19 protein-coding genes and 1 riboswitch are annotated in these 13868 nt (G+C 42.5%); of the genes, 12 read left to right on the forward strand and 7 right to left on the reverse strand.

The annotated features are described in order from the left end of the window. Positions 1 to 123: 123 nt before the first annotated feature. The 6 genes from AS030_RS19130 to AS030_RS23195 all read left to right on the forward strand — a co-directional run bounded on the left by AS030_RS19130 (position 124) and on the right by AS030_RS23195 (position 2914). The gene (locus AS030_RS19130; RefSeq protein WP_420889662.1) at positions 124 to 459 is read left to right on the forward strand and encodes a PadR family transcriptional regulator; all 336 of its coding nucleotides are present in this window, start codon (positions 124 to 126) and stop codon (positions 457 to 459) included. Next, positions 452 to 1054, forward strand: a complete 603-nt coding sequence (locus AS030_RS19135; protein WP_061974667.1) for a DUF3784 domain-containing protein — start codon at positions 452 to 454, stop codon at positions 1052 to 1054. Before AS030_RS19130 ends, AS030_RS19135 begins: the two co-directional genes overlap by 8 nt. A 28-nt stretch (positions 1055 to 1082) precedes the next feature. After that, on the forward strand, positions 1083 to 1367 hold the full coding sequence (locus AS030_RS19140) for a DUF3784 domain-containing protein (RefSeq protein ID WP_061974669.1): 285 nt from the start codon (positions 1083 to 1085) through the stop codon (positions 1365 to 1367). Between the two features lies 1 nt (position 1368). Further along, the gene (locus AS030_RS19145) at positions 1369 to 1755 is read left to right on the forward strand and encodes a DCC1-like thiol-disulfide oxidoreductase family protein (protein ID WP_061974671.1); all 387 of its coding nucleotides are present in this window, start codon (positions 1369 to 1371) and stop codon (positions 1753 to 1755) included. Positions 1756 to 1771: 16 nt separating this feature from the next. Beyond that, positions 1772 to 2584, forward strand: a complete 813-nt coding sequence (locus AS030_RS19150; protein WP_061974673.1) for a YhfC family intramembrane metalloprotease — start codon at positions 1772 to 1774, stop codon at positions 2582 to 2584. A 174-nt stretch (positions 2585 to 2758) separates the two neighbouring features. After that, positions 2759 to 2914, forward strand: coding sequence for a DUF1540 domain-containing protein (locus AS030_RS23195; RefSeq protein WP_074440614.1), 156 nt, complete (start codon positions 2759 to 2761; stop codon positions 2912 to 2914). A 47-nt stretch (positions 2915 to 2961) separates the two neighbouring features. Here the strand turns inward: AS030_RS23195 and AS030_RS19155 are convergent, their stop codons facing one another. Continuing rightward, entirely contained in the window at positions 2962 to 4065 is a 1104-nt protein-coding gene (locus AS030_RS19155; RefSeq protein WP_061974675.1) for a threonine aldolase family protein, read from the reverse strand. Positions 4066 to 4251: 186 nt separating this feature from the next. Here AS030_RS19155 and AS030_RS19160 point away from each other — a divergent pair, with 186 nt between their 5' ends. Next, on the forward strand, positions 4252 to 5754 hold the full coding sequence (locus tag AS030_RS19160) for an NCS1 family nucleobase:cation symporter-1 (RefSeq protein ID WP_061974677.1): 1503 nt from the start codon (positions 4252 to 4254) through the stop codon (positions 5752 to 5754). Positions 5755 to 5793: 39 nt separating this feature from the next. Here the strand turns inward: AS030_RS19160 and AS030_RS19165 are convergent, their stop codons facing one another. Beyond that, a complete protein-coding gene (locus tag AS030_RS19165) occupies positions 5794 to 6399 on the reverse strand; it encodes a class I SAM-dependent methyltransferase (protein WP_061974679.1) in 606 nt (201 codons plus the stop codon). 251 nt (positions 6400 to 6650) lie between these two features. After that, positions 6651 to 7178 carry a dihydrofolate reductase family protein gene (locus AS030_RS19170; protein ID WP_061974681.1) on the reverse strand — a complete coding sequence of 176 codons (528 nt, stop codon included), beginning with the start codon at positions 7176 to 7178 and terminating at the stop codon, positions 6651 to 6653. Positions 7179 to 7276: 98 nt separating this feature from the next. Between AS030_RS19170 and AS030_RS19175 the strand changes: the two genes are divergently transcribed. Both AS030_RS19175 and AS030_RS19180 read left to right on the forward strand, forming a co-directional pair. Then, entirely contained in the window at positions 7277 to 8242 is a 966-nt protein-coding gene (locus tag AS030_RS19175) for a helix-turn-helix transcriptional regulator (RefSeq protein ID WP_061974682.1), read from the forward strand. A 171-nt stretch (positions 8243 to 8413) separates the two neighbouring features. Then, positions 8414 to 8911 (forward strand): PaaI family thioesterase, encoded by a 498-nt coding sequence (locus AS030_RS19180; protein ID WP_061974685.1) that lies wholly within the window; start codon positions 8414 to 8416, stop codon positions 8909 to 8911. Positions 8912 to 8926: 15 nt separating this feature from the next. Here the strand turns inward: AS030_RS19180 and AS030_RS19185 are convergent, their stop codons facing one another. Next, a complete protein-coding gene (locus AS030_RS19185) occupies positions 8927 to 9223 on the reverse strand; it encodes a YxcD family protein (RefSeq protein ID WP_061974687.1) in 297 nt (98 codons plus the stop codon). Then, a complete protein-coding gene (locus AS030_RS19190) occupies positions 9211 to 9660 on the reverse strand; it encodes a hypothetical protein (protein ID WP_061974689.1) in 450 nt (149 codons plus the stop codon). Before AS030_RS19190 ends, AS030_RS19185 begins: the two co-directional genes overlap by 13 nt. Before the next feature lie 351 nt (positions 9661 to 10011). Here AS030_RS19190 and AS030_RS19195 point away from each other — a divergent pair, with 351 nt between their 5' ends. After that, a complete protein-coding gene (locus AS030_RS19195) occupies positions 10012 to 10548 on the forward strand; it encodes a hypothetical protein (RefSeq protein ID WP_061974692.1) in 537 nt (178 codons plus the stop codon). A gap of 50 nt (positions 10549 to 10598) precedes the next feature. On the opposite strand, the gene AS030_RS19200 is transcribed toward AS030_RS19195, so the two are convergent. Together AS030_RS19200 and AS030_RS19205 are read right to left on the reverse strand one after the other, a co-directional pair. After that, positions 10599 to 11159, reverse strand: a complete 561-nt coding sequence (locus tag AS030_RS19200; RefSeq protein ID WP_082635901.1) for an MEDS domain-containing protein — start codon at positions 11157 to 11159, stop codon at positions 10599 to 10601. Between the two features lie 116 nt (positions 11160 to 11275). Beyond that, positions 11276 to 12727, reverse strand: coding sequence for an amino acid permease (locus AS030_RS19205; protein ID WP_061974694.1), 1452 nt, complete (start codon positions 12725 to 12727; stop codon positions 11276 to 11278). Between the two features lie 96 nt (positions 12728 to 12823). Continuing rightward, positions 12824 to 13013, reverse strand: a riboswitch (Lysine riboswitch). Positions 13014 to 13110: 97 nt separating this feature from the next. Between AS030_RS19205 and AS030_RS24920 the strand changes: the two genes are divergently transcribed. Continuing rightward, a complete protein-coding gene (locus tag AS030_RS24920) occupies positions 13111 to 13407 on the forward strand; it encodes a DUF3784 domain-containing protein (RefSeq protein ID WP_061974696.1) in 297 nt (98 codons plus the stop codon). A 79-nt stretch (positions 13408 to 13486) separates the two neighbouring features. Further along, positions 13487 to 13867, forward strand: a complete 381-nt coding sequence (locus tag AS030_RS19215; protein WP_061974698.1) for a VOC family protein — start codon at positions 13487 to 13489, stop codon at positions 13865 to 13867. Position 13868: the final 1 nt, after the last annotated feature.

Below are 13868 nucleotides of genomic sequence, written 5' to 3' on the forward strand. Positions count from 1 at the left end.
CTTTGCACCTTTTTCATTTTTGGAAATAATCGGTTTTACCTACAATAATTTCTTTTTTCCTACCTAAGTATCATTGATACATACCTATGAATCATATATAGTTAAAGTATGACAAGTAAAAATATGGATAAGTGGATCATCCAGTTAAGAAAAGGAACGTTTGAATTAGCAATTCTTTCACTTGTTTCCAGTAGATCCATGTATGGCTATGAGATTTCATCAGCTTTAAAAAAATCACCTATATTTTTCATATCTGAGGGAGCCATTTATCCCATCTTAAAACGAATGACAGAAAAAAATTGGATTGAATTTTACTGGGTGGACTCAATGGAAGGACCAAGAAGAAAGTATTATCAGATCACGGAGGAAGGGAGATTACTTTTAACGGAGCGCATGGCAAAGTATAAAGAAATATACGATGCACTTACACTTTTGGGAGAGGGTGCGACTGATGAATAAGGTTGAAGAAACCATTGAAACATTCATTGATGAATTAAATGTTCATTTAACTGAGATTCAAACTGTTCACCGTGAAAACTATGTAGCTGAAATAAAAGACCATCTCTATTCCTATGCCAAAGATTTAAGCAGCCAAGGTTTATCAGAGAAGGATATTGAACACAAAATCCGCGAAGAATTTGTATCAATGAATGAGCTGGCAGAGGATTTTATTAATAGTACACCATCCCCTCCTGCTAACCGTTTTAAAAATAATTCCATGATGCTCCCCCCTCTTCTGGTAGGAGCACTGGGGATTTTTATTTTTCCCAATCACCAGGAACTACTGGTTGCACTTATGTTGTTTATCTATGCTTACCTTGTTCTTATTAAAAAAGCCATTTGGGGATTTGCCGTGGTCAGAAAAAAACCTAGCGGCATTAAAAACAGAGAAAAGGTAAGTCAATCAGGAAGTGTATATCTTTTCGTTTTAGGATTGTTATTTTTGATTGGGGAATTTGTGAGTGTTCCCAATAAAAACATTATCTTTGCAACGTTCATCGCTCTTTTATCGATTGGCTTCTTCTTTTATGTTCAAAAAAAATTAGTTCGATAGCTAATTTATTACTATTTGGGAGGAAAAAATGAACATTAATTTATTGATTATCAGCTTGATTTTTTTCGTAGTGGCTTTCCTTGTAGGGGTCAAAAAGCAAACCTGGATTCTGTCGGGTTTTAATGAAAAAAGAGTGAGAAATAAGGAAAAACTTGCTAAAATCACAGGCTTTTATTTGTTTTTGCCCTTAGGGCTTCTTATTTTGCTCAGTGCATTTATTGACTATCCTCATCAAGCAAAAATATTGCCTGGCGTAAGTATCGCATATGGCGTGCTCATGATTATATATGTCAATGAAAAAATGGTGGAATAACATGACTTTAAACTTAAAACTCATCGTTTTTTATGATAATTGGTGCCCTATGTGCACGTATATTAAACAAAGAATCAATCGTCTGGATTGGTGCAATCTTATTCAAATGCAAGGAATCCGTGAAAGTGGAATTGAGAATAAGATCACTGTTCCTCTTGAAGAATTAGAGAAAAAAATGTATGCGGTTATAAAATCAACAGGTAAACAAGTGTCAGGAATTGATGCCATTACAGCCATTGCAATGAGAATACCTGTGCTTTTTCCGCTTTGGCCTCTTTTAAAACTGTCCTCTTCGCTCGGCCTTGGGCAAAAAATATATCAGTATATTGCTGATAACCGTTCAATAGTACCCATTAATAAGTGTGACAGTTCTTGCCATATAAAATAATGCGGGAGGGTTTTTGATGGTCAGCCAAACATCCATTATATTTATGATACTTGCGATAATTGTTTCTATCGTCGTTCCGGTCATCACCCTTATTTATTTTAGAAGAAAGAAAGCTCCATGGAAGCCTGTCTTGATCGGAATATTGATCTTTATTCTATTCAGCCAGGTTCTAGAAAAAATTTTACATGTCTATGTATTAAATACAAATACCCAAACAGCTGAACTGATGAAAAACTCTTACCTATATGCTTCCTATGGAGGTTTAGCGGCTGGGATTTTCGAGGAATTCGGCCGATATATCGGGTTCTACTTTTTACTGAAAAAGTACCGCGAATGGAAAGATGGCATTGCATACGGCATTGGCCATGGCGGTATTGAAGCCATCTTAATCGGAGCCTTTGCCGCCTTCCAAAACATTCTTATGGCCAATTTAATCAATTCAGGCGGATTTGAAAAACTAGCAGGTGCGGCCGGGCAAGATCCCAATGTTCTTATGGGAATAAAAGACCAGTTGGTTAATACCTCGTCCTACATGTTTCTACTGGGTGGATTTGAACGTATTGCTGCATTCGTATTACAAATCGCCCTATCGATAATTGTCCTTTATGCGGTAAAATCAAAAAAACCCCTTTACCTCTTGTATGCAATACTTATTCATGCTGCTGTAGACTTTGTGGCAGTCCTATCTAAAGGTTTGGAATGGAGTGTTTGGATTCCAGAAGGTATGTTATTCGTGATTGCCGTTCTTTCCATTTTCTTGATTAGAAAATCCAGATACTGGTTTGACAAGAGGATGGATTACCAAACACAGTCAACAGGGGTAATTTGATAAATTAGTTTATCTGAAGAACCCAGTCATCACTTCCATTCAACATGATCCTTCCGTCCTATAATTCTCTTACCCTTTCACCTTCTCTTTTTGTAAGTGATTACCTTCTATCTATGATTAGCTCACCGAATATAAGGGTATTGAGTTACAAAACCATTAAAGGAGGAAGCAATCATGAAACTTGAAGTTCTATGCAATGTGGAAAACTGTAAGTATTGGGCAGAAGGCGACCAGTGTGTTGCAGACTCTATTTATGTTATCGGAATGCACGGAGAAGAGGCGGACAACGTAGCGGAGACAGCTTGTAAAACCTTTGAGCACCGTGAATAGCGGAACACAAAGAAACGACACTCGCATTGAGTGCCGTTTTTTTATGCTTATCTTGATTGCATTTTTTCGTCCAGTTTGGCAAAAGCTTCTTTCAGCCTGTTCTTGGGCACTCTGCTGTACAAATCCCCCAGACTCACTTCAAAGCTACTGCCGTTTTCTCCATTTTCTCTGACATGCCCGGTAAGTCCGATCCCGGTTTCCTCATAAAGCGGTGCAAGTATGGCTTCCATATCTTCCTTACGGGCCTCAATATGGACATGAAACATATTAGAAACCGGCACCTTCGGAAGAGTGGTGATTCCAGAACAATGGTTGTAAAATTCAGCGAGTTCTTTTGCTTCTTCATAATATTGGTTCATCTTATGTATATGCTGATCAAAGTAATAATCCGCACTCAAAATGTAAGGATAAAGACTAATTAAGTCCCCCCCGTGCCGGCGTTTCCATACCTTTGATTTCTCGGTAAACTCCCTGCTTCCCGCCAAAACCGCCCCGGCAATTCCGCCGATCCCTTTATATACCGAGATATATACGGAATCAAACAAAGCGCAAACTTCTTGTGCTGATTTTTTATAATAGGGAAGCACTTCAAACAGCCGGGCTCCATCAAGATGCAACAAGATGCCCTTTTCCCTGCAATACGCCGAGATTTCCTCCAGAGTATGGTAGTCCGGCAACTGACCGCCGATTTCACGCTGCGGCAGCTCAAGCAATATACAGGCAACCTCTTCTTTTATATTCATCACATCATCCAGAGTGATCACCCTGTGCACGTCTGCCAGCAAAATTGGCATGATGTGATGCAATTCCTTAAGCCCGTCTTCTTCATGGATCTCAATGTGGCATAACGGATGATAAGCTACCGTCTTCAACTCTTTTTCATCACACCAAATCCTAAGTGCAATCTGCTGGGCCATCGTCCCGCTTGGAAAAAACACCGCTGCTTCCTTCCCCAACACGCCGGCCATCTTTTCCTCAAATTCTTCAATTACTTTTCCCCTGCCATACATATCGCTTTCCAGTTCGCCATTCAAATCCTCTATGGCATCCTTCAGCACTTGAAGGTTTCTTGGCCCGTGGCCGTTCACATGATAGTCTGCCTGTTTATAAGCTTTCATAAAGATATCTTCCACTGAATAAATCCTCCCCATGACCGGTTGGTAGATTTTCTTCCCTTCTTTCATTTTACTTAAGAAGGTTTTTATTGTACATATGGCGAAATTTTAACGAAGTTTGGAACTATTTGCGGAAAGGGGAGATTCAGGACTGCACGCTGCTTTTTTTAAACGAAGGTTTTATGCAGTTGATTTGGTTTGCCATAAAAAGGGAGGTACGCTATGAAAACTCAAATTGAGCAAAATGGTATTGTAACCCTGACTGATGAAGCAACCAAGAGTGTAAGTGACAGTGAATTATGGAATGATGACCTCCGCCCCACAACCGAAAAAGAACATACCTGGACCGGCTTGAACTTTGCCACGCTGTGGATTGGGATGTGCCTTTGTATTCCCGCCTACACCATGGCCAGCGGAATGATTTCGCTCGGTATGAATTGGTGGCAGGCGATTGGAACCATTTTTCTTGGAAACGTGATTGTTCTTATTCCGATTCTATTAAACTCTCATGCCGGCACAAAATTCGGCATTCCTTATCCTGTGTTCGCCAGGTTATGGTTCGGGTCAAAAGGGGCTCATATTCCTTCCATGGCCCGTGCCGTTGTTGCCGCTGGCTGGTTTGGCATCAACACGTGGATTGGTACGACTGCTATTGATGTTCTGTTATCCGCTTCCTTCCCTGCCTGGAAAAACCTGACCGGGCACACAGCTATTATCTTTGCTTTATTTTGGGCTTTAAACGTGGGTGTAGCCTATAAAGGACCTCAGGCGATTAAGGTTCTCAGCTTAATTGCAGCGCCCGTGGTCGGGTTATCAGCTTTAATTCTTATGATCTGGGCATTTACCAACGCCGGTTGGGGGCCTATTTTGTCCACACCATCCAAGTTCACAACAACCGGTGAGTTCCTTAAAGTATTCTTCCCGACACTGACCGGAGTCATCGCCTTCTGGGCTACACTGGCCTTAAATATTCCGGACTTTTGCCGCTATGCAAAAAACCAGAAATCACAAATGATCGCCCAAAGCTTCTCTCTTCCCCTCACCATGAGCATTTTCTCCTTCATCGGCATCGCCGTTACTTCAGCAACTGTTGTCATTTTTGGTACAGCCATTTGGGATCCTGTTCAATTGCTTGCCAAGTTCCCGCCGTTCATCATCTTTTTAGGAACCATTATCATCGCCATGGCTTCTCTAACCATCAATGTTGGCGCAAACATAGTTGCGCCAGCCCGTGCCATTGAGAACTTGTATCCGAAGCGCATTACCTTTGGCATTGGTGCACTGATAACCGGAGTGTTCGCCATTCTCATGCAGCCGTGGTTCATCATGTCCAATTTCGGAAATTACATTTTTGGCTGGCTGGGTACATATGCGGCCCTCCTCGGCCCCATTGATGGGATTGCCATTGCCGACTATTGGCTCGTCCGCCGGAGAAAAATGGCCCTGAAAGAACTGTATGAACCAGCCGGAAGGTACAATTATTCCTCTGGATTTAATAAAAATGGTGTATATGCGCTTATTATCGGAGTAGCCGTGCCCGTTCTCGGACTTCTCGTGCCGGGTCTTCGATTCCTGTGGGATAACGCCTGGACATTCGGCCTTTTTATTTCCATGTTCGCTTATGCCTATTTAATGAAAAACGACCAAAGCGTATTGAGCCCCGGAGAATACGAAGCCATTACCCAGATTCAGGCTCCAGACCCCATGGAGCGTCTTGCCAAATAAAAGAAAAAACAGGACGTGTCCACCGGGACAGGTCCTGTTTTATTTTAAAACGTAGATTAAAAACTTCTCGTACGGATTGCTGTCATAAAGCCCCGGCAGTCTTACTTCCTCTTTCAATTCAAAGGCTGTCTGGTCGTCCAAAAAATAGGTATACTCTTCTGTCGCATAATATAAGATCAGTTCCACCTCACGCGGAAAGTGTTCCACGGACAGCAAAATATTGTTGATGACCTTCATGAAGATTGGCATCGTAAACGGGTTAAAAAAGTAGAAGCGGTTATCCTCCGGGTGAATGGGATATTCTTGCGCCAGAGCACAATAAAAATGGATACGATCTCTGCTCTTTTGGTGTTTTTTCAAATAAGCATCCAGGTTATTCATCGCATCCTTATAAAATTCCTCATTCACCTCTACACCAGTCACCGCATTCTGATAGAAATGGTTGATGTAAAAACTGATTCTTCCCTTTCCGCAGCCAAAGTCCACCACCCGGTCACCCTGCTCTAATCGGTATTCACGAAATAAACCTTCCAGCGCTTCATAAGGGGTAGGCTCGTATCGGTGATAATGGGAAGTGACACTATACACCTTTTGCTCACCTTTTGTGGTGATATTCAGCAATTGATCATAATCCTTTTCATTCATCTGGCTGCTCCTATCTGTTACTGTACATAGAAAAACCCCCGGCTGCTATAGCAGAGGGCGGATTGATTAAAGGTTGGGACTGTGTGTCTCCAATTGAAACTTTCATGGCGGCTCCAAGAACAATATAAACCATCACTTCAACCATGACAAACTTTAAGATAAGAGCTTTCAAATGATCCCCTGTTTATCCTCCTTTTTCCATTATAGCTATGATTTACCCACTGTATGGTTTCATAAACCCCATTAACTATTTACGTATATCTTAACTGAACTAATCCCGATTCAAAGGTTTCGCACGATTCCAATGTCAGATTTTTTCCGTGGTCCATTTCCTGAAACAAACGAATACCGCTCCCAAGGAAAACCGGAATAATGGAGATCACATATTCATCAATGAGATCATGTTCTCTCAATACCTTGACCGCTTCAGCGCCGCCATCAATAAAGATATTTTTCCCTTCCTCTTTCTTCAGTTGATCAATGAGTTCCCGAACATCCCCATTGTAGAAATCTACCTGGCCATCACTTCCACTTTTTGACCGGGACAGGACATAGCATTTTCTATCCTTGTGAGAAAATTCGATTCCAAAGGAAAGCACGACATCATATGTCTTCCTTCCCATAATGACCGTATCCACGTTTTTTACAAATTCCGCATAGCCATAGTCCTCTCCCGGCTGTTCCACACTGGAAAGCCAGCTGAGATCATCATCTTTCCCCGCAATAAATCCATCGAGGCTCGTCGCAATATAGAGCACAACTTTTCTTTTTTGATCCATTAGTTTTTCCCCTTTCACTATTTTTTGTTCCATCCGAGTATACTAATGAATAATGACATCCTTTGTCATATTTATTATGAATGAAGAGAGGGTAAATAATGCGCGCTGACCGGCTGATTTCCATACTCTTATTGCTGCAAAACAGGGCGAAAATGACCACAAAGGAACTGGCAAATGAACTTGAAGTCAATCCGCGGACGATCTCCCGTGACATGGATGCCCTGAGTTCTGCCGGCTTTCCGGTGATCGCCGATCGAGGAACCTCCGGCGGATGGCGGCTGCTTGAATCTTACAAGACCAATTTGACAGGGTTAAAAGCAGAAGAAATCAAAACGTTATTTCTCCTGCCTTCTCTCCACCTGATGAAGGACCTTGGAATTAGTGAAGACTGGCATGCGGCCCGAGAGAAACTGCTGGCTTCGCTTCCTGCCTCTTTTCATGGACAAGCCCAGGATGTCTGGGACCGGATCCATATCGATACAAATTCATGGAGGCAATCACCCGAGAAGGTTACCGCCTTTACCATTCTGCAAGAATCGCTTTGGCAGGACAAAAGGCTTCTCATCCAGTATGAACGGGTCGATGGTGAACAGCGGGAACGGATAGTTTCTCCTCTCGGTTTGGTTGCCAAAAGCAGCACATGGTATTTCATCGCAGGTGTCGGCGGGGATATTCGAACCTACCGTGCGTCCAGAATCTTGTCTGCCCAATTCACTGATGAAACGTTTGAACGGCCGGCAGACTTTAGACTCGCCACATTTTGGGAACAATCATCACAGCAATTCATTCAGTCCCTGCCTACCTACGAGGTGGAAGCAGAGCTTTCTCCCTCGATCCTCTCCCGGATCAAGTTTACCGGGCGCTTTGTGCAACAAATCCACCTGGAGGATTCACTTCCAAATGGATGGATTCCCGCTTCGTTTTGCTTTGATACCGAAGAAGAAGCTGCTCAATATAGTTTGGGATTTGGCAACCAAATCAGAATTGTATCGCCAATGCGTCTAAAAGAGATCGTTTATTCGAGGGCAAAATCTTTGATCGAAATGCTGGAAAATGACCAATAAACCAAAAACCCGCCTGAAATTCATTCCAGACGGGTTCTGTTCTATTCCACTGTGACAGAGGCTGCAAGTTATTCCACATCTACTTCTGTTATTTTTATAAATACATAAAGGTTTTCAATCGCTTTTGTGGAAAGGGATACTGACTAATTGACAGAAAGTGAGTGACCACAGATGACAGAAAAAACGGCCGTACAGGATGTGTATCCCGATGATTATTCGTGGTGTTATGGATGCGGAAAACTAAATGATAAGGGCCATCAATTGAAAACAAGATGGCATGGGGATAAGACCGAGACGATCTATACACCACAGCCGGAACATACCGCTGTTCCCGGGTTTGTCTATGGAGGACTGATTGCTTCATTAATTGATTGCCATGGAACAGGATCTGCCTCGCTTGGATTGCACCGGAAAAATGGGCATGAACCTGGTGATGGCCATGAACCGCCGCGGTTTGTGACAGCCTCGCTGAATGTGGACTTTATGAAACCTACCCCTCATGGCACACCTTTAAAAGCTGTGGGGACACTTGAAGAAGTTCATCCGAAAAAGTGGAAAGTACATACTGAGGTATTTGCCGGTGAGACTCTTTGTGTAAAAGGAGAAGTGACGGCAGTCGTGATGCCCGATTCCTTCCTGAAACAAACAAAAACCACCAACCCTTCATAGGGGTGGTGGTTTTATTTATCGGGCCCTGACGTTGGCAACAATGCCTTCCTCGTCGTCCAGCACTAATTCCAGACCAGCGGAAATCGGATCAATATTCATCTGTGTATCCAGATAAAAACGAAGTGCTTCAATAATGTTCGCTTCGATCAGCACTTGTTTTCTGCCTCCAACGTAAGCTTCAGCCGAAAACCCATAATCATCATCAAAGAGCAGTTCTACCTCAACGTCTTCTGGAGCTACTTCCTTTTTATTGGCAAGATGCAGACAAAGGGCGTTGATAATGTCCTGCTCTGAGAGCATTATCGTTTCCATCGATCATACTCCTCACGCTTGCGGCGGCTGTTTTTTATGTTTGAGAAGATACGAGTAATCAGAGAAATAATGACCAGAATGGCGATCACGTTAATAAAGAGGCCAAGCAACGAACCAAGTCCGCCCATATTACCAAGCAATCCGCCAAACAGCATACCCGCAATACCACCGAACATCATGCCTTTTAAGAATCCGCCTTTTTGGGATTTTGCAGCTGTGCTTTTATTTTTGCTGAAAATGCTGTTTTGCTGTTTGTTTTGGGTACTTTTGTTTTGGAAAAATGAATTTCCGCTTCCTTTGTTCGAATTGAACGATTTAACCCCCGAGCGATAGCCTTTCGCACTTACAGTCTGGGCATGATCATGAAAAACAATGTCTTTTACAGGCATAAATACAAACGTCATGACCAAGGTAGCCGCAATCATCTTTTTTAACATGTTCTATATTCCCTCTTCCATTTTATAGTCTAAAAAACTTGTCCTCTATCATATACGGTAAGGATAACAAAAAGTTTCATTTTAATCCAAAATTTTAAAATTTCTTTTCGAGACAAATCACCGAATAACGAAGGATACCTTGTCATTTAATGGTTCCATGGTATGTCCTCCATTCTAAAATGTGATCCATTTAACTATACTATCTAGAAGAGGGTTTTTTCATGGTTAACCCCTTAACTTTGGGATTTTTTTCAAGTATTTTTAGTCCGGTTTATTTTTTTAATCAACGGATTATGTATAATGGGGTTGAGTCCAACTAACAACGATATTCTGACAACGGGAGAGTTTTTAATGATTGAAGTTGATGACGCCGGAAACGGGTGTCCGATTCTGGGAGAAGTATTTGCGGCAAGACGGATGGAAACAGGAGAGCATGCAGCCGTTTATATCCCGCTTCCACAGGAAACGGCAGACAGAACATCCAAAGAAGAGCACATCATGTCTCTTTTGGAAAAATTAAACGTGCGAAAGGATGAAAAGCTTCTCCTGTGCCGTGGAAATACACTGAATGGATTCAGCCACTTTCTGGAGAATCGAGGGTACCACGTTGAACGGGGAAAAATCTCCGAAGAAACCGATCAAATCGCTGAAGCCTTTTTCATGGAGTGCCTGTATGAAATCGGCTTTCCAAGGGACCTGTCCCTGTCTGACAGAGCCTACTATGAATTTTATCAAATGGTGAAAATCTGGTACATCTGTTTTTATAACGGCAAACTAAACCTGTTTAAATCCGATCGAAAAGGCAATGTGAAACGGCGTGGATTTATGCATAACCCCGTTTACCATTATCCTCAGGTACTCGGTATGCTGTTTTATCACGACCAATAAAAAGAGACACGTTTAAAACTAATCGTGTCTCTTTGTTATTCATTATTCAATTACTGCTTTACAAGCCGAACATCCTCATCAGTCATAAAATAATCATGGTATCTCATCAGCTTGTCCTTGAGATCATCTGAAACACGCTCGGCATTGTAGGCACATACCGAAATGACCTTTATATCTTTGAGCATTTGATCCACTTCGATTTCAAATTTTTCAAGCGTCTCTTCAAACTCCTCCTGCGAGCCCCATTCCACATGACCCCATGTCCGGACAGAATTATCCTTTTCGATTAAAGGGGTTACAATATCAGAGAACTTGGATAAAATTGTTTCCGGATAAAAGTTGCCATTCCAGAAGTAAAAATCAAAGTTATTAATGAAATGCACGCTCTCTATCTGCTTTGGTGTTAAAGTTTTTTCCAATTCCTTTTGAATCATTGGAAAAATGCGTTCGTTTTCCAGAAACAGTATGTACTCCCCCTGCTCAATACCCGCCATAATGTAGGACACTGCGTTTTGAATATAATCCTCCACTTTATCAGAATAATAAAAGACATGAATGCCTTGACCTTGCATGGATTCCTGTTGAGTGAACTGCGTAAGGCTTTTGTTCAATTTTGTATCCCCTTCCGCCTGACGTAAATGTTAATATGTTAATTCTTCAAAAATGAAAAATATCCTTTATTTTAATAAGAAAACAGGAACCGATCGATCAGGCTCCTGTTGTTATCTTATTCAAAATCGCATTCTTTAAGAGGTACAACTTTTGTTTTGTGCTTGAACTTATAACCAAGCCATACGGCCAAGAAAACGGGTATACCAATATAGGAAACGAGCGCACCTTGCCAATCGATCGTATCGCCGGTAAAAGCGGAATAATTTTGTCCGAGAATAACGACGAAACAAAGCAGGAAGGCGAATATCGGGCCAATCGGGAACCATTTTGCCCGGTACGGAAGATCACGCAAATCCCTTCCTTGTGCCACATAGGCTTTTCGGAAGCGGTAATGGCTGATCGCAATTCCAAGCCAGGCTATAAAGCCCGACATCCCAGAGGCGTTCAACAGCCATGTATAAATGGCTCCGTCACCAAATAAGGAAGCAAGAAATGCTACTGCTCCAACTGCAGCCGTCACGATCAGCGCAGGAACAGGAACACCCCGAGAATCCAGCTTTGCCAGAAACTTGGGAGCTTTTCCGTCACGTGCCAGGTCCCACAGCATACGGGTCGATGCGTACATACCAGAGTTACCTGCAGAAAGGACAGCGGTTAAAATGATCGCATTCATGACAGATGCGGCAAAGGCGATTCCCGCTTTATCAAATACCAGGGTAAACGGACTCACGGTGATTTCACTTCTTGCCAGCCTGCTGTCCGTATAAGGAATGATTAAGCTGATCACTAGAATCGCAAGAATATAGAACAAAAGAATGCGCCAGAACACACTCTTGACTGCTTTTGGAATGTTCTTCTTCGGATCTTCAGTCTCCCCTGCTGCCACACCAAGCAACTCCGTTCCCTGAAAGGAAAAACCTGCTGCCATAAAGACGCCGAGCGTAGTAAAGAATCCGCCATTGAACGGGGCATCACCAATAGTAAAGTTTTTAAAGCCAATGGCTTCTCCGCCGAGAATTCCAAAAATCATAAGCGTACCGAGAATTAAAAAGATAATAACCGTAACCACTTTAATAAGTGAAAACCAGTATTCTGACTCTCCAAACCCTTTAACGGATAAGTAGTTCAATAAGAACATAATTGCTAAAAACAACGCACTCCAAATATAGGAAGGCGTATCAGGAAACCAGAACTTCATGATGAGCGTAACCGCTGCAAGCTCTGCCGCAATGGTGATCGCCCAGTTGTACCAATAATTCCAGCCCAGGGCAAATCCCACGGAAGGATCCACAAATTTTGTGGCGTAGGTACTGAACGATCCTGCCACTGGCATGTAAGATGCCATTTCCGCCAGGCTTGTCATCAAAAAGAAAACCATGATGCCAATGACTACGAAGGATAAAAGCGTGCCCCCGGGTCCGGCCGTATGGATTGAGCCTCCACTCGCCAAAAACAGGCCGGTTCCGATGGTTCCACCCAGCGAGATCATCGTTAAGTGGCGGGACTTCAGTTTACGCTGTAGTTCTCCTGAAGCCGCTGGTGTTGAATTCTTTGCTGTGTTTTGCATAAAAAAAACTCCTTTTCATTTTGGAAGGAGTGGGAAATAAAAAAAGCCGCCAAAACGCAGTTTGACGGCAGTTCTATTCTACCCGCATCATGCCTTCCGTAAGATAGCGCATCCCACTCACCGGTAATGTGAGCGTGACAGTGCTGTTCCTTTTCGAAAACAGCCCCAATTCATATTTCCAGAGATAAACATGAATTTCGGCAGCTTTTCCTTTCACACGGAGTCTATGATGTCTTTCTGCATCTCGTACGTCCTACTAATAAAAGCCGCGACCTCTACCTCATCGGATTGATGAGGATTTTTGAAATATCCAGTTAGTTGACGCTAGTTGCTATTATAAAACACGAACATTAACTGTTCAACTGTTTTTTGTTTCCAAGCGATTGAACCTTTTCTATAAACGCCTCGGCCGTAAAGCCCAAGAACTTATCTTTTCTATAAATGAGGCAAATCTTCTGACTGGGAACTGGGCCAAAACGTGGCTTTTATCCGGATTCAACCAAAAACGGGTAAGGGATCAGGACAAATTGGCCAAAATTGGTGGCTACGACCTAATCACCGGTCTTGTATTAGTGGCCTGTGCCTTTATTGAAAATCTGCAGGCCACCGTTTTAATGCCTATCGTTCTCATTGGATTCATCATACTGCTTGGATATGTGAATACAAGAATGGTTGAATAGAACCTCGCCTGCTATAAAGGATTTACAGTGCTCTTGTCAAATAGATAAATGGAGAATCATGTGAAAGGAGCGATTGAAATTGAATCGAGTTCTGTCCCCCGTCTCATGTAAAGTAAATAACGTATTTATTCACGTTACTGATTTAAAAAAAGCCGCAGAATGGTACAGCAGACTGCTTGGGCTCCCAACGCCGGAGCACGTCGAATCTCCGGTATACAATCTCCCGGTTACGGGCGAAACAGGCTTAACCCTGGATGACCACGCGTTTGACCCGGATTTTATTTTCAGCCCTTCAAAGCACCCGCTGTTTAATTTTTTGGTAACCGATGTAGATGAAGCTTACGAGTTCATGAAAGAAAACGATATTACCATTGTCAGAGAAACGGAACGCATCGGGGATGTTGCCTTTTTCAATTTTACAGATGAAGACGGCAATGTACTGATGATCTGCAACTGTTAAA

The organism is Fictibacillus enclensis (genome assembly GCF_001457035.1).
Taxonomy (GTDB): Bacteria; Bacillota; Bacilli; order Bacillales; family Fictibacillaceae; genus Fictibacillus_C; species Fictibacillus_C enclensis.

Bases quoted from the DNA above. Each gene is read 5' to 3' on its own strand.
- AS030_RS19130 (WP_420889662.1), top strand. From the start codon at position 124: ATGGATAAGTGGATCATCCAGTTAAGAAAAGGAACGTTTGAATTAGCA.
- AS030_RS19135 (WP_061974667.1), top strand. From the start codon at position 452: ATGAATAAGGTTGAAGAAACCATTGAAACATTCATTGATGAATTAAAT.
- AS030_RS19140 (WP_061974669.1), top strand. From the start codon at position 1,083: ATGAACATTAATTTATTGATTATCAGCTTGATTTTTTTCGTAGTGGCT.
- AS030_RS19145 (WP_061974671.1), top strand. From the start codon at position 1,369: ATGACTTTAAACTTAAAACTCATCGTTTTTTATGATAATTGGTGCCCT.
- AS030_RS19150 (WP_061974673.1), top strand. From the start codon at position 1,772: ATGGTCAGCCAAACATCCATTATATTTATGATACTTGCGATAATTGTT.
- AS030_RS23195 (WP_074440614.1), top strand. From the start codon at position 2,759: ATGAAACTTGAAGTTCTATGCAATGTGGAAAACTGTAAGTATTGGGCA.
- AS030_RS19155 (WP_061974675.1), bottom strand. From the start codon at position 4,065: ATGGGGAGGATTTATTCAGTGGAAGATATCTTTATGAAAGCTTATAAA.
- AS030_RS19160 (WP_061974677.1), top strand. From the start codon at position 4,252: ATGAAAACTCAAATTGAGCAAAATGGTATTGTAACCCTGACTGATGAA.
- AS030_RS19165 (WP_061974679.1), bottom strand. From the start codon at position 6,399: ATGAATGAAAAGGATTATGATCAATTGCTGAATATCACCACAAAAGGT.
- AS030_RS19170 (WP_061974681.1), bottom strand. From the start codon at position 7,178: ATGGATCAAAAAAGAAAAGTTGTGCTCTATATTGCGACGAGCCTCGAT.
- AS030_RS19175 (WP_061974682.1), top strand. From the start codon at position 7,277: ATGCGCGCTGACCGGCTGATTTCCATACTCTTATTGCTGCAAAACAGG.
- AS030_RS19180 (WP_061974685.1), top strand. From the start codon at position 8,414: ATGACAGAAAAAACGGCCGTACAGGATGTGTATCCCGATGATTATTCG.
- AS030_RS19185 (WP_061974687.1), bottom strand. From the start codon at position 9,223: ATGGAAACGATAATGCTCTCAGAGCAGGACATTATCAACGCCCTTTGT.
- AS030_RS19190 (WP_061974689.1), bottom strand. From the start codon at position 9,660: ATGTTAAAAAAGATGATTGCGGCTACCTTGGTCATGACGTTTGTATTT.
- AS030_RS19195 (WP_061974692.1), top strand. From the start codon at position 10,012: ATGATTGAAGTTGATGACGCCGGAAACGGGTGTCCGATTCTGGGAGAA.
- AS030_RS19205 (WP_061974694.1), bottom strand. From the start codon at position 12,727: ATGCAAAACACAGCAAAGAATTCAACACCAGCGGCTTCAGGAGAACTA.